This is a genomic window from Noviluteimonas lactosilytica, assembly GCF_020866925.1.
Classification (GTDB): Bacteria; Pseudomonadota; Gammaproteobacteria; order Xanthomonadales; family Xanthomonadaceae; genus Noviluteimonas; species Noviluteimonas lactosilytica.
In genome coordinates this window covers 1-15,465 of the sequence record NZ_JAJGAK010000005.1, presented here as the reverse complement: position 1 = coordinate 15,465, position 15,465 = coordinate 1, and the positions used below count along the sequence as shown (strand labels likewise).

General features: G+C 62.3%; 20 protein-coding genes and 1 pseudogene. 10 read left to right on the top strand and 11 right to left on the bottom strand.

Annotated elements, in window-relative coordinates:
• The first annotated feature begins 578 nt into the window (after positions 1 to 578).
• Positions 579 to 938 carry a four-helix bundle copper-binding protein gene (locus LK996_RS16795; protein ID WP_484549426.1) on the top strand — a complete coding sequence of 120 codons (360 nt, stop codon included), beginning with the start codon at positions 579 to 581 and terminating at the stop codon, positions 936 to 938.
• A gap of 127 nt (positions 939 to 1,065) precedes the next feature.
• Here LK996_RS16795 and LK996_RS15525 read toward each other — a convergent pair.
• A pseudogene (locus LK996_RS15525) lies at positions 1,066 to 1,767 on the bottom strand (IS30 family transposase); the annotation flags it as partial.
• Between the two features lie 402 nt (positions 1,768 to 2,169).
• On the opposite strand from LK996_RS15525, the gene LK996_RS15520 reads away from it, so the two are divergent.
• From LK996_RS15520 to LK996_RS15500, 5 genes are all read left to right on the top strand, one after another.
• Positions 2,170 to 2,706, top strand: a complete 537-nt coding sequence (locus LK996_RS15520) for a hypothetical protein (protein WP_230528289.1) — start codon at positions 2,170 to 2,172, stop codon at positions 2,704 to 2,706.
• Positions 2,707 to 2,709: 3 nt separating this feature from the next.
• A complete protein-coding gene (locus LK996_RS15515; RefSeq protein WP_230528288.1) occupies positions 2,710 to 3,540 on the top strand; it encodes a hypothetical protein in 831 nt (276 codons plus the stop codon).
• Positions 3,541 to 4,140: 600 nt separating this feature from the next.
• Positions 4,141 to 4,641: an Hsp20/alpha crystallin family protein gene (locus LK996_RS15510; RefSeq protein ID WP_230528287.1), complete on the top strand. Its 501-nt coding sequence runs from the start codon at positions 4,141 to 4,143 to the stop codon at positions 4,639 to 4,641.
• Between the two features lie 294 nt (positions 4,642 to 4,935).
• A complete protein-coding gene (locus tag LK996_RS15505) occupies positions 4,936 to 5,160 on the top strand; it encodes a hypothetical protein (protein WP_230528286.1) in 225 nt (74 codons plus the stop codon).
• 21 nt (positions 5,161 to 5,181) lie between these two features.
• The gene (locus LK996_RS15500) at positions 5,182 to 5,535 is read left to right on the top strand and encodes a hypothetical protein (RefSeq protein WP_230528285.1); all 354 of its coding nucleotides are present in this window, start codon (positions 5,182 to 5,184) and stop codon (positions 5,533 to 5,535) included.
• A 126-nt stretch (positions 5,536 to 5,661) separates the two neighbouring features.
• Here LK996_RS15500 and LK996_RS15495 read toward each other — a convergent pair whose 3' ends face one another.
• The 3 genes from LK996_RS15495 to LK996_RS15485 form a co-directional block, all read right to left on the bottom strand.
• On the bottom strand, positions 5,662 to 6,120 hold the full coding sequence (locus LK996_RS15495) for a cupin domain-containing protein (RefSeq protein ID WP_230528284.1): 459 nt from the start codon (positions 6,118 to 6,120) through the stop codon (positions 5,662 to 5,664).
• Positions 6,121 to 6,130: 10 nt separating this feature from the next.
• The gene (locus LK996_RS15490; protein WP_230528283.1) at positions 6,131 to 7,069 is read right to left on the bottom strand and encodes an alpha/beta fold hydrolase; all 939 of its coding nucleotides are present in this window, start codon (positions 7,067 to 7,069) and stop codon (positions 6,131 to 6,133) included.
• Positions 7,070 to 7,158: 89 nt separating this feature from the next.
• The gene (locus LK996_RS15485) at positions 7,159 to 7,923 is read right to left on the bottom strand and encodes an SDR family oxidoreductase (protein WP_230528282.1); all 765 of its coding nucleotides are present in this window, start codon (positions 7,921 to 7,923) and stop codon (positions 7,159 to 7,161) included.
• A gap of 41 nt (positions 7,924 to 7,964) precedes the next feature.
• On the opposite strand from LK996_RS15485, the gene LK996_RS15480 reads away from it, so the two are divergent.
• A complete protein-coding gene (locus LK996_RS15480) occupies positions 7,965 to 8,948 on the top strand; it encodes a LysR family transcriptional regulator (RefSeq protein WP_230528281.1) in 984 nt (327 codons plus the stop codon).
• Between the two features lie 134 nt (positions 8,949 to 9,082).
• Here LK996_RS15480 and LK996_RS15475 read toward each other — a convergent pair whose 3' ends face one another.
• The 7 genes from LK996_RS15475 to LK996_RS15445 all read right to left on the bottom strand — a co-directional run bounded on the left by LK996_RS15475 (position 9,083) and on the right by LK996_RS15445 (position 13,223).
• Entirely contained in the window at positions 9,083 to 9,733 is a 651-nt protein-coding gene (locus LK996_RS15475) for a DsbA family oxidoreductase (RefSeq protein ID WP_230528280.1), read from the bottom strand.
• Positions 9,734 to 9,799: 66 nt separating this feature from the next.
• A complete protein-coding gene (locus LK996_RS15470) occupies positions 9,800 to 10,510 on the bottom strand; it encodes an SDR family NAD(P)-dependent oxidoreductase (protein ID WP_230528279.1) in 711 nt (236 codons plus the stop codon).
• 121 nt (positions 10,511 to 10,631) lie between these two features.
• The gene (locus LK996_RS15465; protein ID WP_230528278.1) at positions 10,632 to 11,543 is read right to left on the bottom strand and encodes a LysR substrate-binding domain-containing protein; all 912 of its coding nucleotides are present in this window, start codon (positions 11,541 to 11,543) and stop codon (positions 10,632 to 10,634) included.
• A 12-nt stretch (positions 11,544 to 11,555) separates the two neighbouring features.
• A complete protein-coding gene (locus LK996_RS15460; protein WP_230528277.1) occupies positions 11,556 to 11,750 on the bottom strand; it encodes a tautomerase family protein in 195 nt (64 codons plus the stop codon).
• A gap of 12 nt (positions 11,751 to 11,762) precedes the next feature.
• Positions 11,763 to 11,963, bottom strand: a complete 201-nt coding sequence (locus LK996_RS15455) for a tautomerase family protein (RefSeq protein WP_230528276.1) — start codon at positions 11,961 to 11,963, stop codon at positions 11,763 to 11,765.
• Positions 11,964 to 11,990: 27 nt separating this feature from the next.
• Positions 11,991 to 12,284 (bottom strand): DUF1330 domain-containing protein, encoded by a 294-nt coding sequence (locus tag LK996_RS15450; RefSeq protein ID WP_230528275.1) that lies wholly within the window; start codon positions 12,282 to 12,284, stop codon positions 11,991 to 11,993.
• Between the two features lie 9 nt (positions 12,285 to 12,293).
• Positions 12,294 to 13,223 carry an MBL fold metallo-hydrolase gene (locus tag LK996_RS15445; protein WP_230528274.1) on the bottom strand — a complete coding sequence of 310 codons (930 nt, stop codon included), beginning with the start codon at positions 13,221 to 13,223 and terminating at the stop codon, positions 12,294 to 12,296.
• Between the two features lie 442 nt (positions 13,224 to 13,665).
• On the opposite strand from LK996_RS15445, the gene LK996_RS15440 reads away from it, so the two are divergent.
• The 3 genes from LK996_RS15440 (at position 13,666) to LK996_RS15430 (ending at position 15,248) form a co-directional block, all read left to right on the top strand.
• Positions 13,666 to 14,229, top strand: coding sequence for a cytochrome P460 family protein (locus LK996_RS15440; protein ID WP_230528273.1), 564 nt, complete (start codon positions 13,666 to 13,668; stop codon positions 14,227 to 14,229).
• Between the two features lie 148 nt (positions 14,230 to 14,377).
• Positions 14,378 to 14,806 (top strand): organic hydroperoxide resistance protein, encoded by a 429-nt coding sequence (locus LK996_RS15435; RefSeq protein ID WP_230528272.1) that lies wholly within the window; start codon positions 14,378 to 14,380, stop codon positions 14,804 to 14,806.
• 175 nt (positions 14,807 to 14,981) lie between these two features.
• Entirely contained in the window at positions 14,982 to 15,248 is a 267-nt protein-coding gene (locus LK996_RS15430) for a hypothetical protein (RefSeq protein ID WP_230528271.1), read from the top strand.
• Positions 15,249 to 15,465: the final 217 nt, after the last annotated feature.

Below are 15,465 nucleotides of genomic sequence, written 5' to 3'. Positions count from 1 at the left end.
GGGCATCTTTTCGCTGGAAAGAGTTCAAATAAAAACGCTCGGGATCGCACGAGCGAGAGCATCGCTGCGGACATCGTGGCCTTCCAGCTCGCAGGAGGCTCAATCGAGGAGCTTGGAACTACTCGCACCCTCAAACACATTCCGGCGGCGAAAGTTGTTACGCCCGCTCCAATTCGTTCTCTCTCCAAGGCGAAATCAGCGCAATCATCTTCTTAATCCCTGCGGGGTAACGCCAATGGACCGTGCCAAATTCTTTGAGCTAGGCGAGTTCTATCTTCGGCTAGAACACATCTCTTTGGTCAGTCCGTTATTGGGGAGTCGCGGCGGCTTCGGTTTTTCGGTAGTGCTTCTGGGGAATCACACCCACACCTTCGCCTTCAGCTCCCACGAAGAGGCTAAGAGTGCGCATGCGCGCTTGGTTGATGCGATCGAGACTGGGTAGTTCGCCCTCGCTCAGTCACGAAGTGACCGCTTTCGTCCCCAACGTGATTGCCTGGCATGGCCGCTGTATTGGGCCATCCATTACGCGTTCTTCGCATCTGAACCACTAGGTTGGAGCGTCGAAAACGGAGGCCGCCATGACGCATCACACTGCTCAGCACCGTTCAAAAGGGATGAACGACTGCATCCAGAATTGCACCGATTGCCACGCGGTGTGCATCGAGGCGATTGCGCATTGCCTGAGCATGGGTGGCAAACACGCAGAGGAAGAGCACATTTCCCTTCTGCAGACCTGCGCTGACATCTGCCGCACCAGTGCGGATGCAATGCTTCGGGGATCGCATGTTCACGGCTTCATTTGCGGCGCGTGCTCGGCGGTGTGTTCTGCTTGCGCTGATGCGTGCGCCGCAATGGCGGACGATGCGGAGATGGTTCGGTGTGCTGAGGCTTGCCGCCAATGCGCAAGGAGTTGTGAGGAGATGTCGCGAGGGATGTAACCGTTGGCGTTTCGCCATCTTCTGACGAAAACTACGCAGCTTTGCGCGCGACATTGGGGACATCTGCGGTCTCGCTGGAGCCCGCGGAGTTTGGGCGAGTGAGCGCGTCGAATTGTTCTTCCAGAAGCGGAACGGCGCGATCCTCGGCGTCGGCAGGGCGCTCACGAATCGACACGGTGTCGCTGATCCGGCCGTGGTCGCTGTTCTTCTGCGTGTGGTGGCGCGAACGACGCATCGCCCGCGTGCGTCGCAGGTGCTCCAGCAACTCCTTCTTCAGCGCGCCACGCGACTGGATGAAGAGCGTGCGGTAGATCGTTTCGTGGGACACCTGGCTGGTCGCATCGTCGGGAAAGGTACGCATCAGCCAACCTGCGATCTGCTGCGGCGACCAGCGCTGTTGCAGCTTGTCCGCCACCCGTTCCGCCAGCGTGGGATGCAACGCCAGCTTACAAGTCTTCGGCCGATGTGCCCGGTCCCAGGCCGCCTGGTCGGCACGGCTTGCGCGATAGCGTTCGGCGCCACCGTTGCGTCGGATCTCCCGGCTGATCGTCGACGGTGATCGACCAAGCTTCGCCGCAATCGAACGAATGGATTGCCCGACCACCAGCGCCCGCGAGACGTCTTCGCGTTCGGCCAGGCTCAATGCTCGAACCGATCGACGTCGCGCCGGCGGTCGAATGCCGCCGGACTCGGCGAGGACCCCGCGCACCGAGGTGTGGTGCCGATCAAAGAGCCGGGCAATCTGGTGCAGCGACTCGCCCTTCGCCCAGCGATCCCACATCAGGCCCTTCTGGGCGTCGGTGTAGCGGATCCGGGTCCTTTGCTTCAATCGCAACACTCCTGCTGCCTTGGCAGCTAGTCTTGTGTTGCATTGATCGTATGAAACCGCCGCCGAAAGCAGACATGAGTCGCACCCAACCGACGACTGAGGGGGCTGGAGCCGCCGGCAACACTTCCAGTCACCATTCGACTGCCTGTATCCCTCCATCTCGCTTCCGCAGCGCAACAAATTGGCCCTCGTCGCCGTGAGCCACTGAGTGCGGGGTTAAAAACGGGGCTCGACAGGAGTAGCGGCCACGGACAGACCGCACAAATTTCGCGTTGTGTGTTACGCGTCACGGAGCGTCCGAGTCGCCACCCATAGGCGACGCCTAGCCACCGATCGTCACCTGCGCTCATGTGACGTTGCCCGCCGCCATCAACGACGGTGGCGTTACCTCAAGGATGACTTATGACCAAGGTAGTGATTGGGGCACTCTTGGGTTTGCTCGCGGGTTTCGCATCCACACCTGCCAATGCAGTGCGTTGCATGGACTGTGGTACATCTTCCGAAATGTCGTGCCGGCCTGTCAGCATCACCACGCAGCTTGCGAACGGCCCGGTGACCGAAACCAATACGTACTGCGAGATGATGTACTACGACACGGGATCGAGCTTGTACACGCCTTCGACGTTCTTCGACTTCTGGGACAACTCGTACGCGGGCGGTGGCGGTTGGCGCTTCTACAACTCCGGCAAGGTTTACAACAACCCATCTAATCCGAACCGGGCAAATTGCACCAGCCCGCAGAACGATCGATGGGCCCATGCGGAATGGGAGATTCGGGCGCATCAGCTCATGGGCAACGTGTACAAGTTCAAGGCCGGGGATGTCGTCACCGTCACATACGACGACGGTGGCACGGAGAAATGGGTGGTGTTTTCTACCCAGTCAACGATGATGCTTGTCGATATCCCTGTGCACATGTCCCGTAGCTGCCAAGGTTGACCGATGAAGCCGATGATCGCGTGGTTCACTGTGGTGGTTGCGCTCGCGGGCGCAATGGTGTGGTGGCTTTCCATCGACCGCGGCGGTGCTCCGAGGGGAGGTATGTCCGTCACCCGAACGGCACCGAGCGACGTCGGCAAGCAGCCCGCGCGCGTGCCTTCGGGTGCGCGCGCGGTCTCCACGATCGCCCAGCCGGGGTTGCCGGCAATCCAACTCGCAGGGGGCGGACTACGCCTTCAGCACGAACTTGAGCAGGCGATGGCGCGTCTGGGCCCCGAGGATCCCGTATTCGAGAGCGCGGTCGGGGTGGCTGGCGCGGCGTGCGCCGAAATTGAGAATGTGTCCGCCGGTGCCAAAAAGGACCCGGAACGCGCGTGGGCGGTGTCATACATGGAAAACTCGTGCCAGGGCTTCGATCCCGCCGTGCTGGTGCCCACCAGCAAGGACCATCCGGCCGACTGGTATCTGTGGAAAGGCACCGATGAACAGGCACTAGCCAAGGCCAAGGCGGATTTGGGGCGTACTGACAGCATGCCGATCGTTGCCAGCGCGGCCACACTTCTAGTGGAGCGCGGGATGCTGCCTGGTCAGACGGAACTGCGCCTCTCCCGGGAACAAGCCTTTACCGCCGCGCTCGCTGCAGCAAAGCTTCGCACGTGCAACGCAATCGGTGCGTGCGGGGCAAATTCACTGTTGACTGCCTCTGCATGTGCGCAAGTGGGGTGCCGGTATGGCACGACCTATCGTGATGCTTTGCGACGCCAACTCAGCGCGCCAGAGTTCGAGGCCGCGCTCGCACTGGAGCAATCCCTTGCCGATTACACAGCGCCATAATTCAGCGAGATCGGCAATGCAGTTTTACATCGAGGGAATCGAGCGCGTCTTGGTCGTCAAGACGTCCAGCGCGCGCTGCTGACAAATGTCCGCTTTTGGCCGATAGCGGACATTAGCCTGGTGACCGCTTTCGACCCAAAGCGGACACTCAGCGCGACCCTCCTTCATTAGGCTCGCTTGGCGCGCGCTTCTTGAGCGCGTCCGGTTTCCCGAACCGATTCGTTCGCGATTAGGTGAAAGAAAAACGAAACCCCGCGCAGGGCGGGGTTTCGAGGATCGGAGCGAACGCGATATTGCCCTCGCGCGTAGCTGGCGTCGCCAACTACGTCGGTCAAGTAGACCCCCTGTACGAGCCGCAGCCAGTTGATCCTAGGCGAAATCTTGCCCGACGGAATTTACGCTCGGCAAGCCCTAGATGCTGGCGTGTAAGCAGATTCGCGAGGCTCCTGGCCGCATTGTGCGCCGCAACAAATATGCCTGAATTTTTCCTGAGAACGCTCATCGCCGATGGCTTGAAACTAGCAGAGGAATTGGTATTTTCCCGCGCGACGGAACCCCCGTCGCCACCAGGATCAACACAGGAAAATCCGGAGACTTGCCATGAACATGGTCCGTCAGACTGACTGGCCCACGGGCCTCAACTTGCGTAATGAACTTCGCCGCGTCGTCGACCGCATGTTCGAAGGCGGCAGGTTCGAACAAGACGCTTCCGACGATAGCTCCATCGTCACCAGCCAATGGACGCCACGCGTGGACGTCCTCGAAGAGCCCGAGCGATTCGTCCTGCTCGCCGACTTGCCGGGCATGGAGCCTGCCGACATCGAAGTCTCGATGGACGACGGCATCCTCACCATCAAGGGTGAGCGCAAAAGCGAGACTGCATCGCGCACCAATCGCTTCTCGCGCATCGAGCGCAGCTACGGGGTCTTCCATCGGCGATTCGCCTTGCCTGGCAGCGCCGATGCCCAGGGCATTTCGGCGCAGGGCCGCAATGGCGTGCTGGAAGTGTCCATCCCGAAGCGACCCGAAACGACCCCCCGCCGCATCCAGGTGAACCACCTGGGTGGCCGCGCGCTGGAGGATCAAACCTCCAGGCAGTGAACGTTTCTCCGGCCGGCTCACGTTGGGTGGGCCGGCCGCTATACCGGGTGGATGCCATGGATACAAGGGAGCTCCTCTCCGATGCCGCCGAGGTCGCGTCCTTCGCCACGTTCCTGCAGAAACTCTGCCGGGGCTTGCGCTGGAACGAGGTGGAGCCACGAGCCCGCCAGGCATGGACCGAGCGCTCACCCCTCCGGGAACGTCTGCCCTGGGAACACGTGCGCGACTTCGTCCGCGAAACGTGGCTCCTGCATTGAGGTTCGACGACCAAAATTGCATTCGATCGGTGGTGCCATGTCGTACTACAAGACCATGCCAAACACAGCCGAGACCCACTTGCTGACGGCGATCATCCGCACAGCCAGGGAGGAATGCGCGCACGCGACGTGGGAAGAATTGGAGCCCGTGCTCGCCGAAGCATGGGAGGATCTGCGCGGAGCCGACGAGCCACCGTGGGATCTCGTTGTAGACGAGATTCAGAAGGCCTCCCTCGCGACAGCGACGAGCGAGTCCAATTGACCACCGCCCGGAGAGCGGGACATGGAAACCTTGCGCGACGAGCTTGCGATTATTCAAGCCCAAGTGGCGGTGCAGAACCTGGTGTTGCAGAGCCTGGTGCACAGTCACCCTCAACCAGACCTGCTGCTGCAGCAATGGCGCAGACTTCGCGCCGACCGCGTCGCGCAGTCGTATGCCCTACCTGCCGACGCAAGATCGAGCGACTGGCTCTCGCAACACATGCAGGTGTTCGCGGAGGACTGGACTGCGGAACTAGTCGAAGTGATCGCGCCGCGCGGGGCGGACCACCTTGGCGGAGAGGCAACGTTTCCGGATCATCTGGGCTCTCGACTCCCGCGACCCCACGTGACCCCCTGCGAGCACGGGAAAGATTAAGTCTCGCGCGTGATTTTGTTGAACTCTCAAGGAGACGCGAGTAGGCCGGCCTAATGTCCGCGTTTGGCCGAAAGCGGACATGGACACAGCCTGACCACTGAGGGTGGGAGTCGGGCGTCCCCAGTGCTATTTCAGGTACTTCGTATCAGTCGGCCCGTAGCCAGTAATCAACAGAACGGCCCCGTCCGAACCCGTTCTCGCAAAATGCGGATCCCCCGCAGGCTCGGTATAGAAGCTCCCGGCCGGCAGCTTGCGTACGGCCTCGGGGACGCTCTTCTTGCCATAGCCGAAGTACCACGTTCCGCTGACGACCGTCGCGGTGCGTGCGTCTTTGTGCGTATGCGCCTGGATCACCGTGTCCGGTGCCACGCGCAATTGAATCGAATACAGGCCCGCCTTCGCAGGGTCGCCGTAAAGCACGGTGGTCGTCACTGCAGGCAAGCCTGAAGTACCGGCGCCGCCCGAGGAACTGGCGAGGCGATCGATCTCCTCCGGCGAGAGGCGGCGTTGCAACGCGGCGTCCGACGCCGACAGCGAACCGGTCGCAAGGATCAGCAAGGCAAGGACAGTCTTGATCGGGAACATCGCATGCACCTCATTTGCGCAAGTACGCTTCAATGATCCGAACGGCCTGATCCGTTTGTTCTTCCATGATCCAGTGTCCGGAGTCGGTGATCACGGCGCCATCGACGTGATTGGCGACGGATTCGACTTCGGTCTTCATCGAAGCACCGTAGGAGTGATCCCCGCCGATCGCCAACACGGGCAGTTGCAGCTTGCCCACCTTCGCGAACAGCGCTTGGTTGTCCTTGGCGTCCTGCGCGAACGCGCCGAACTGGCCGCTCGTTGCGTTGTGGATCGCGCCCGGGCGCGCATAGAGTTCGGCGTAGTGGTTGCGAGTTTGTTCGTCGATGCCGGCAGGGTTGGCCGATAGCTCGTTGTAGAAGCGATCGAGCAGGATGCGTTCGCGGCCTGCCACGAGGCGCTCGACATCCGGTCCGCGGAAGTTGAAATGCCACACACGTGGATTGAGAAGTTGTTTCTCCCACGTGCCGAGGCCCGGGAGGGGGGCATCCATAACGACCCAGCTCGTCACGCGCTCCGGAAACTGTGCAATCAGCGCGTAGCCCACCATGTTGCCGATGTCGTGCGTCACCAGTTGCACCTTGTCGACCTTTAGCGCGTCGAGGATCCCCGCAAGGTCGCGCGCCTGCGCGGTTTTTTCGTAACCACCTTCGGGGTGGGACGACAGCCCCATGCCACGCAAGTCGGGAATGATCACCGTGTGGTCCTTCACGAGTCGCTCGGCGAGTGGCTGCCACATATCGCCGGTATCGCCGAAGCCGTGCAGCAACAACACTGCAGGGCCCTTGCCGCCGACGCGCACGTGCTGCGTGCCGCCGCTGACCGCCATCTCGGAGGCGTGGAACGCCGCGGAGTAGGAATGGACTTCCGCGTTCGCCGCGCCGATCCCGAAGAGTAAAGCGAGCGAAGCGGGCAGCAGGGTCCTACGGAAGAAGTTCAGACGGGCCATGACGTCCTCGAAGAGTCGGTGGTTGTTGGGAAAACGCCGGAAAGGACCCGGCGCGGTCAGTGCGGCCGGGCCTTCTGTCGGCGGGTGGCTCAGGTGCGCGTGATAGACACACCGCCGTCGACGAGCATCGCCGTGCCGGTGACAAAGGACGCGTCGTCCGACGCCAGGTACGCGACCGACTTCGCCATTTCCTCGGGCGTCGCCACGCGCTTGAGCGCATGAAGCTGAGTGATAAACGCCTGCGACTCGGCGGTATCGTTCATGTCCTGATACATCGCCGTGTCGACGGCGCCGGGAAGGATTGCATTGACGCGAATGCCCTCCGGTCCGAACTCGGCCGCGAGCGCCTGCGTCAGCCCGATCAGCCCGGACTTGCTCGCCGCATACGCCGCGACACCGGGGAACGCCGCCGTGTGGCCGACGAACGTCGAGGTAAAGATGACCGAACCTCCGCCATGCGTCTGCATCTGCGCGATCTGGTGTTTCGCGCCGAGGAATGCAGCGGTCAGGTTGACGGCGACGGCGTTGCTGAAGCCGGCCTCGCTGACGCCGGTGCTTGGGCCGGCTTCGCCGATCATACCGGCGTTGTTGAACGCCACGTCGAGGCGACCGTAACGCGCGATCGCCAGCGCGACGAGCGCCTTGGCGTAGTCCTCCGAGCGCACGTCGCCTGCAAGGGCGACGGCGTCGCCGCCGTCGGCGCGGATCTCGGCGACGAGGGATTGAAGCTCGGCATCGCGGCGCGCGCCGACGACGACCTTGGCGCCCTCGCGGGCGAATTGCTTGGCGGTGGCACGACCGATGCCAGAGCTTGCGCCGGTGACGATGGCGACTTTGTCCTGGAGACGCGACATGGGAATTTCCTGAGAACGGGGCGGGATTGCCTTGGAACGGCATGCTGCGCGCCGACCGTTCGCTTTCCGTGCCAAGATTTGCCCGGACTCGATCGATGGTGTCGAATATGTTGTCCACGGAAGAGCTTGCGCTGCTCGAAGCCATCCGGGAGACCGGCAGCCTTTCTCGCGCCGCCGCGCGGCTTGGCAAGGCGCCGTCGACCGTCTCGCATGCCGCGCGCACGCTGGAATCGCGCTTCGACGCGCTGTTGTTTGACCGCAAGGGCTACCGCCTTCGGCTGACGCCGGCGGGTCAATTGCTGGCGAACGAGTCGGCACGCCTACAGCAGGACGTCTCGCGACTGACGCGCCGCGTCAAGCAGGTCGCCAGTGGATGGGAAGACCGGCTCTGGATCGTCACCGACGAAGTGATCGAGTTCGAAACGCTGTTGCCTCTAATCGCGGCTTTCGATGCGCTCGGTTCGGGCGTCGGGTTGCGTATGACGCGTGAAGTGCTGTCGGGCACGTGGGACGCGTTGCAGGACGGCCGCGCTGATCTGGTGATCGGCGCCACCAACGAGCCGCCAGCGATTCCTGGACTGCAGTGGCGCGAGTTGGGCGTGATGGATTGGGCGTTCGCGGTGTCGCCGGAACACCCCCTCGCACGGATGCGCGAGCCGATCGAACGCCATGTGTTGGCGACGCATCGCGCGGTCGTCGTGGCCGACACCTCCCGACGTATCGATTCACGTGGTTACGGCGTCGTCGGCGGGCAGTCTGCGCTGGCGGTTCCGAGCATGCATGCGAAAGTGCTCGCCCAGCGTGCGGGTCTTGGTGTGGGCTGGGTGCCGCGCGAACGCGTGACGGCGCTGCTCGCTCGCGGGGAACTCATCGAGAAGCGCTTAGCCGATCCGCGGGAACCCAACGTGCTGTATGTCGGATGGCGGGGGGACCATGAAGGCCGTGCGCTCGCGTGGTGGCTGGAACGGTTAGCCGATCCGCGTCTGGCGGATCGGCTGGTGCGCGGATATGACATCGTCATGTGATCGACGTCCGGAAGGGCTGGAGTGACCGCTATCGACCCAAAGCGGACACACGGCCCCCCCGGATTTGCGGAGCGTCATTGCAGTCGACCGCCAAGGAGGGACGTAGCCCGCCTGCACAAAGCCGGCGACCCTGGCTACGCTGCTTGCGCCATGTCCGACAGACGGCGTACGTACCCGGCCACGTCTTGGGATCCACTGAAGAAGAATTGGCCGTCCAGCAGGTAAGCGGGAACGCTTTGCACCCCTGCAGACTTGATGGCGGCGTCGAGCGCGCGAACTTCGTCGTGGCCTTCGATCGATCGCGCGAGGGCACCGGGCGCCAGCCCGGCGGAAGTTGCGATTGCTCCGAGCACGGCCGCATCCCCGATGTCTTTGCCTTCGGAAAAATATGCAGCGAACAACGCATCGACGACACGCTCCTGGGCACTTGGGCCGCCCTCAGCGCGTGCCAGACGCACCAACGCATGAGCTGCCACTGTATTGGACGTCCGGCCTTGCAGGTCGTAGCGGAACGTCGCGCCGACGGAGCGGCCAGCTTCCACGGCGCGCGCGTCCATAGCAAGCGCATTTTCCCAACCAAACCGCATTGTGCGGAATTTCCTGCGATCCATGCCTTCGGTGGGCAGGGTGGGGTTGAGGAGGAACGGAATCCAGTCAACGTCGATTTGGAATCCTTGCCTTGCCAGGACCTCCAGTGCCAGGTCCAAGCTGCGCTTGCCGATGTAGCACCAGGGGCAGATCAGGTCAGCGACGACCTGCAGGTTCAATTTGCGAAATGTATTCATGGATGGACTCCGCTGCTGGGGCAACCCGCCGCGCGCACGGCACGGCGGGCGAACCGTTTCATCGCGTCAGTGACCTGCGCTCTGGCCGCCGTCGACATGCAGGATCTCGCCAGTGGTGAACCGCGCGGACTCCAGGAACATTACGGCCTGAACGACTTCGTCGATCTCGCCCAAGCGCCCGACCGGATGCAGCGCAGCCAGCCATTCGTGCGTTTCCGGCGCGTGCATCGGCGTCTTGATCACACCCAGCGACACCGCATTCGCGCGGATGTTGCGCTTGGCATATTCGATGGCCAGCGACTTGGTTGCCGCGTTCAAGCCCCCCTTGGTGAGCGAGGCAAGCACGGACGGCACGCCGTCGATCGCATGGTCGGTGAGGCTGGTGGTGATCGTGACCACGTTGCCCCCGCCCTGCCGTTCCATCTGCGCGATAGCGCGCTGCGTGATGTTGAAGAACCCGTCGAGGTTGACCGACAGGTTGGCTGCGTAATCCTCCGCGGTGAACTGCGTGAAGGGCTTTGCGGTGAAGATGCCGGCGTTGTTGACCAGCGTGTCGATGCGGCCGAACTTGGCGAGCGTCTCATCGACGATGCGCTGCGCGACGGCCGGATCGGCGATGTCGCCGGCGACGCTCAACACGTCGGGATCGTTGGACGGCGGGATCGAGCGCGAATTCGCAATAACTCGGTACCCGCGTGCACGGTAGGCCTGGACCAGGCCGGCGCCGATGCCCTGCGAGGCTCCAGTGACGATGGCGACTTTGGGAACATTGTTCATGGGGGGACTCCAGATTGGGGGAAGCCGGGTGTTTCCGACGGGCGCCAATCTGCGCGTGTCGAGCGCGAAGCGGAATCCACCGATTAAGGCAGACATTCTTCCGCGCGGCGGAAGAATCGGCCTACTGCGCGAGTTCCGTGAACGCGGCGCGCAGGCGTGGCGTGGCGAAGTCGACGAACGCGCGCACCTTCGGGACGGATAAGCGTCCGTAGGGCGCAACGAGATGCACGGGCACGTGCCTGGGCTCGACATTCGGGAGCACGATGCGCAACGCACCCTGCGCGATTTCCGGTGCCACGTGGTACGAGAGCAGTCGTGACACCCCATGTCCCTCGACGACCGAGGTGATCACGGCGCGCACGTTGTTCACCACCAGCCGCGGCGCGAATGTCACCGCACGCGGAAACGACGAGACTTCGGCCGGCGGAAAGCTCCACGAATCCAGTCCGGTATGCGGCGTGGTGATGATGGCGTGTTTCGCGAGATCGGCGATCTCTTCGATCGGATCGTGCGCATCGAGGTACGCCGGCGAGGCAATGACGATCCGGCGCACTTCGCCGATGGGCAGTGCGACCAACGAGGAATCCGCGAGTTGCGAAATGCGCAGCGCGAGGTCCATGCCTTCGTCCACCAGGTTCACCGCGCGCTCCAGCAGGTGCAGGCGGATGGCGACTTCGGGATGCGCGTCCATGAACGCATCGGCGATGGGCCGCAATACCTCCGCGCCCGCGAACACGGTGGACGTGATGGTCAACGTGCCGCGCGGGACAGAACGTTCGCCCGCGACCTGACGGTCGGCTTCTTCGAGTTCAGCGAGCACGCGGCGACAGGCTGCCGCGTAGCGTTCGCCCGCTTCGCTCAACCGATTCGACCGCGTGGTGCGATGCAGGAGCGGCACGCCGACGTGCGCTTCTAACGCGGCGATCGCGCGGCTCACCGCCGCCGCTGAACGTCCGGTCACGCGGCTCGCGCCGGCCAAGCTGCCCTCGTCCAGGGCGGCGATGAAGATCTTCATCGCTTCAATGCGATCCATCGCGATCCGTCCTTAGACAGGCGGAGACGTTGCGCTGACGAAGGCCAGTTCGCGTACGGAAGCCGCGTCGTGCTGATGGACGATGACGCTCACTGTGCCGGGAGAAGCACCGAGCATCCGTTCGGTCGCATCGACCAGATCGACGATCAGTTGCTTCTTGCGCGTATCATCGAGCGGCACCGAGACGTGGCACTGGATGAGTGGCATGGACGTGCGCCTTCAATCGGCCGGCGCGCCGAACTCGGGAAGGTGGCGTGCATTCTCCACCATGTTCACGCCGCAGTTTTCGTGCAGCACGACATGGATGTTCTCGCGCGGTTCCTCAGTGGCCTTGCTGACGACATCCAGGATCGCCGCGGCAAACGTCTTCTTCTGTTCGTCGGTGCGACCGATGCGCATGTCGACTGTCACGATGGCCATGGCGCCTCCCTATGTCAGCCACCCTTGCTAAGCCGCGCCTTCGATGACGCGAACATCGCGTTCGGCCGCACCAGCGAGGTGGACGAGCGTGGCCTGGTAGTCGGGATGCTCATACGCGGCGATGGCCTGTTGCAGGCTGTCGAACTCGACGATGACCAGACGTGTTGCCGTGCCTTGTTCGTAGGCTTTCGCCGGTTCGCCGCCCGCGAGGACACGCCCCCCGTTGGAAAGGATCGCTTCTGTCGCGGGTGCGACATAGCGTTCGACTGCGGCGGGATTGGAAATGGACTTCCACGCAATGACCCAATAACCCTTGGCCATCTTGCACTCCTACTCGATCCGCAAGGTCTGCTCCATCGAAAAACACTGGTCCCAGATGTAAACGTCGAACGCCGCCAATCGCGTCTGCCACTTGGGGGCCAGCGTGTTCACGCACTGCACGACGACGCGGTCGACGTAATTGTCGAACACGGCCCACGGGTTCTTCATGTCCGCGGCATCGACGCCTTCACCTGGCCGCGTCGACGCCAGCGCCTGGCCCGCCGCGTCCTTGAGGTCGTGGTAGAACGCGACCTGCGTGTCGACGTCTTCATGCGTGCCTGTCCGCTCGACATGGCCGCCGACGAACGTCTTCCAATCCATATTCGCGATTTCTTCGACCTGCGACATCGACCCGAGCACGTCCTGGGCGACGGCGAAGCGGCGCCATGGCATCCAGCCGGGGAAGACGGTGTCGACCACCATCAACACCTTCTGCTTCGGTGCGCTGATGAAAATATTGCCCGGCAAGTGACCCACGCCGTGGTATGACAAGTCGAGCACCTTGCCGCCGACGGTCAGTGTGTACTTGTCCTTGAACGCCACCGTCGGAATCGGGCGGTCCGGATCGTTGTCGCGCTTGAGCCGCCAAGCGGTCTCCTCCTGCGCGATGATGATCGGTGTTCCGCCCAGGCTGTGCGTGCCGCCGATGTGATCCTTGTGTGCGTGGCTATAGACGACGTGCGTCACCGGTTGGCTGGAGATCTCCTTGATCGCTTCGGGCAGGTGCGACGAAAACGTAGGCGGCGTATCGATGACGACGACGCCCTTGTCGTAAGCGAGCAGCATCGATTGGTAGATGTTGTCCGTCACCATGTACAGGCCGTCGCCGAGATCCTGCAGGCGATACCCCTTCTTTGGATCGACCGGTGGTCCTTTCGCCGCCGTGGGCACGTCAAGGTACTTGCCGATGCGCACGCCGATCGGGGCGATCTCCGGCATGTTGGCGTACGGTTGCCTGGATTGTGCCCCGGGTTTGTCCTGCGAACGTGCGGCGCTCGCTGCGCAGATCAAGCTGGCCATCAAGAAAAAAACGAGTGTACGCATAGCGACATCCTCAGGCGCTGCTGCCAAGCGGCGAACTGGCCGCGCTGTAGTGCTTCTTGAAGAGTGAGGTTCGAGCACGCCTTGTCCGCGGCCAAATATCTCGGCGCGTGGGAAGGTGACGCGCTAAAGGCCGTAGCAATGCGTTCTCGATGGGTGAACGCAGCACGGAGGGCGAAACAATCGCAACGAACGTACCAAATGGAGTAGTCGACGCCCATCACCGTAACGGGTGCGCCACAACTTGCGCATATTTCGCGCGAAATTGACTTACGTGCGCGTCTCTTCGCAGATTCGGATGGATGACTCGTGTTGTGCGGCAGTGACGCAGGAGTTGCTTATGAAAATCGCAAGCGGGCGCACGAAGTTCGCCGTAGCGGGATTGGTGCTCGTGGCTGTCGCGGCCAACGCTGCCATTTCCGTGCGGGACAAGTACACGGTGAAAGTCCAAGGCGGACTTGCCATCTCGGAGTTCAAAGGATATGAGTCATGGGAGGCAATCAACATCAGCCACAGTGGCCCACTCATGGCTGTGATACTCGGCAACAAGACGATGATCGACGCATATAAAGCGGGAATACCCGAGAATGGAAGGCCGTTCCCCGACGGCGCCAGGATGGCGAAGATCCATTACACGGCTTCGAAGAACGAAGCGGCACCTGGTCAACCACTCGTGGGCGGTGCCCTGCATGACGTCGACTTCATGGTGAAAGACAGCAAGCGATTCGCAGACGGGAATGGATGGGGCTACGCCGCCTTCAAGTACGATCCCGCGTCGGACACCTTCAAACCACTATCCACGTCAGACACCCCCCCCCAGGGGAATGATGCGAAATGTGGTGTTGCATGCCATACGGCTGCAAAAGATCGCGACTATGTGTTCACGAATTATGGCCGCAGGTGAGACTGTTCGCCTGCTTTGATCTGCCGTTTCTCCTTTGTCGACCTGATGCGGTGAGCGCTTTGGCGCGCCCACCAGCGTCGCGACCCTGCATAGAACGCCATGTTGTTAGCGGCCATCCCAGCCGCCGACTTACCCAAAGGAAGCTCCGATGACGCGTCCTCTCGAAAAAATCATCTACACAGCGCACACCCATACTACCGGTGGACGCCACGAGGGCGTTGCCAAGTCCGACGACAGTCAGCTCGAAGTTGCCTTCAGCACGCCGGGCTCGGGCAAGCCGGGCACCAATCCGGAACAGTTGTTCGCCGCGGGGTGGTCCGCGTGTTTCATTGGAGCATTGGGTAGCGCTGCGCAGTCGCTGAAGATGCGGCTTCCCAAGGAAACCTCAGTCGATGCCGCGATCACGCTCGGAAAGACCAGCGAAGACAAGTATCAACTCTCTGCGAGGCTAAACGTCAACCTGCCGGGGTTGGACTCGGAGACCAAAAGCAAGCTGGTCGAGATGGCGCACCAGACCTGTCCGTACTCGCGCGCAACGCGCGGCGACATCGAAGTGGAAATAGTTGTTGCAGCCTGACCGATTGAAACCACCGCCGAAAGCGGACATCCATGGCCTCGCCCGGCGCAGGTATCTGCTCCCACCCGATTCGGAATTGTCCGAGCCTGAATGCGGATCCCCTACGTCGGCGAAAAGCTCAGTTGATATAGTTTTGATTCGGCAGCGCGCCGCGTTTCCGCAACACTGGACGGCCATGGATGCAATCTCGCTAGAAGAACTCGCCTTGCTCGAGGTGTTGAAAAGAATCTCGCAGCACGAGGCACTGACCGATGATGACTCCGTCGTTCGCGAGAGAATGATCGAGAGCGGTTTGGTGACTGAGAACGATGAAGGACTGGTACTGACATCGGCCGGGATCGAGATGTGCAAGTCGCTGCAGCATCGGGTTGCCGCCGACGCACAGGTGGCCAAGATCCTGCAGCAACGCGAGAACGGCGACGTCGAAGCCTCAGCGGGCTAGGGTCCGCTTTTGGCCGATTGCGGACATTCGCCCTCGAGTGATATCGACTCATCAGAAAGTGAGGCCCCGCCAATGGACGGGGCCTCTGCGGATCGGCGCGAGTGGAAGCTGGGGAGCGCGCGCGGGGCTGGCATTCCCCGGTGTTGCGGGTCGCATAGCGCCCAGTGCCAGTCATGATCCTGCTGCAATTTTGACCTCGCGGTCAGGGCCTTACAAG

What these genes read in the sequence shown, in the direction of transcription:
- LK996_RS15495 (WP_230528284.1), bottom strand. Translation starts at nt 6,120, where the DNA reads ATGTTCCCGATCAAGACTGTCCTTGCCTTGCTGATCCTTGCGACCGGT.
- LK996_RS15430 (WP_230528271.1), top strand. Translation starts at nt 14,982, where the DNA reads ATGGATGCAATCTCGCTAGAAGAACTCGCCTTGCTCGAGGTGTTGAAA.
- LK996_RS15465 (WP_230528278.1), bottom strand. Translation starts at nt 11,543, where the DNA reads ATGGATCGCATTGAAGCGATGAAGATCTTCATCGCCGCCCTGGACGAG.
- LK996_RS15450 (WP_230528275.1), bottom strand. Translation starts at nt 12,284, where the DNA reads ATGGCCAAGGGTTATTGGGTCATTGCGTGGAAGTCCATTTCCAATCCC.
- LK996_RS15490 (WP_230528283.1), bottom strand. Translation starts at nt 7,069, where the DNA reads ATGGCCCGTCTGAACTTCTTCCGTAGGACCCTGCTGCCCGCTTCGCTC.
- LK996_RS15500 (WP_230528285.1), top strand. Translation starts at nt 5,182, where the DNA reads ATGGAAACCTTGCGCGACGAGCTTGCGATTATTCAAGCCCAAGTGGCG.
- LK996_RS15445 (WP_230528274.1), bottom strand. Translation starts at nt 13,223, where the DNA reads ATGCCGGAGATCGCCCCGATCGGCGTGCGCATCGGCAAGTACCTTGAC.
- LK996_RS15460 (WP_230528277.1), bottom strand. Translation starts at nt 11,750, where the DNA reads ATGCCACTCATCCAGTGCCACGTCTCGGTGCCGCTCGATGATACGCGC.
- LK996_RS15505 (WP_230528286.1), top strand. Translation starts at nt 4,936, where the DNA reads ATGTCGTACTACAAGACCATGCCAAACACAGCCGAGACCCACTTGCTG.
- LK996_RS15470 (WP_230528279.1), bottom strand. Translation starts at nt 10,510, where the DNA reads ATGAACAATGTTCCCAAAGTCGCCATCGTCACTGGAGCCTCGCAGGGC.
- LK996_RS15440 (WP_230528273.1), top strand. Translation starts at nt 13,666, where the DNA reads ATGAAAATCGCAAGCGGGCGCACGAAGTTCGCCGTAGCGGGATTGGTG.
- LK996_RS15480 (WP_230528281.1), top strand. Translation starts at nt 7,965, where the DNA reads ATGCTGCGCGCCGACCGTTCGCTTTCCGTGCCAAGATTTGCCCGGACT.
- LK996_RS15515 (WP_230528288.1), top strand. Translation starts at nt 2,710, where the DNA reads ATGAAGCCGATGATCGCGTGGTTCACTGTGGTGGTTGCGCTCGCGGGC.
- LK996_RS15435 (WP_230528272.1), top strand. Translation starts at nt 14,378, where the DNA reads ATGACGCGTCCTCTCGAAAAAATCATCTACACAGCGCACACCCATACT.
- LK996_RS15455 (WP_230528276.1), bottom strand. Translation starts at nt 11,963, where the DNA reads ATGGCCATCGTGACAGTCGACATGCGCATCGGTCGCACCGACGAACAG.
- LK996_RS15520 (WP_230528289.1), top strand. Translation starts at nt 2,170, where the DNA reads ATGACCAAGGTAGTGATTGGGGCACTCTTGGGTTTGCTCGCGGGTTTC.
- LK996_RS15510 (WP_230528287.1), top strand. Translation starts at nt 4,141, where the DNA reads ATGAACATGGTCCGTCAGACTGACTGGCCCACGGGCCTCAACTTGCGT.
- LK996_RS15485 (WP_230528282.1), bottom strand. Translation starts at nt 7,923, where the DNA reads ATGTCGCGTCTCCAGGACAAAGTCGCCATCGTCACCGGCGCAAGCTCT.
- LK996_RS16795 (WP_484549426.1), top strand. Translation starts at nt 579, where the DNA reads ATGACGCATCACACTGCTCAGCACCGTTCAAAAGGGATGAACGACTGC.
- LK996_RS15475 (WP_230528280.1), bottom strand. Translation starts at nt 9,733, where the DNA reads ATGAATACATTTCGCAAATTGAACCTGCAGGTCGTCGCTGACCTGATC.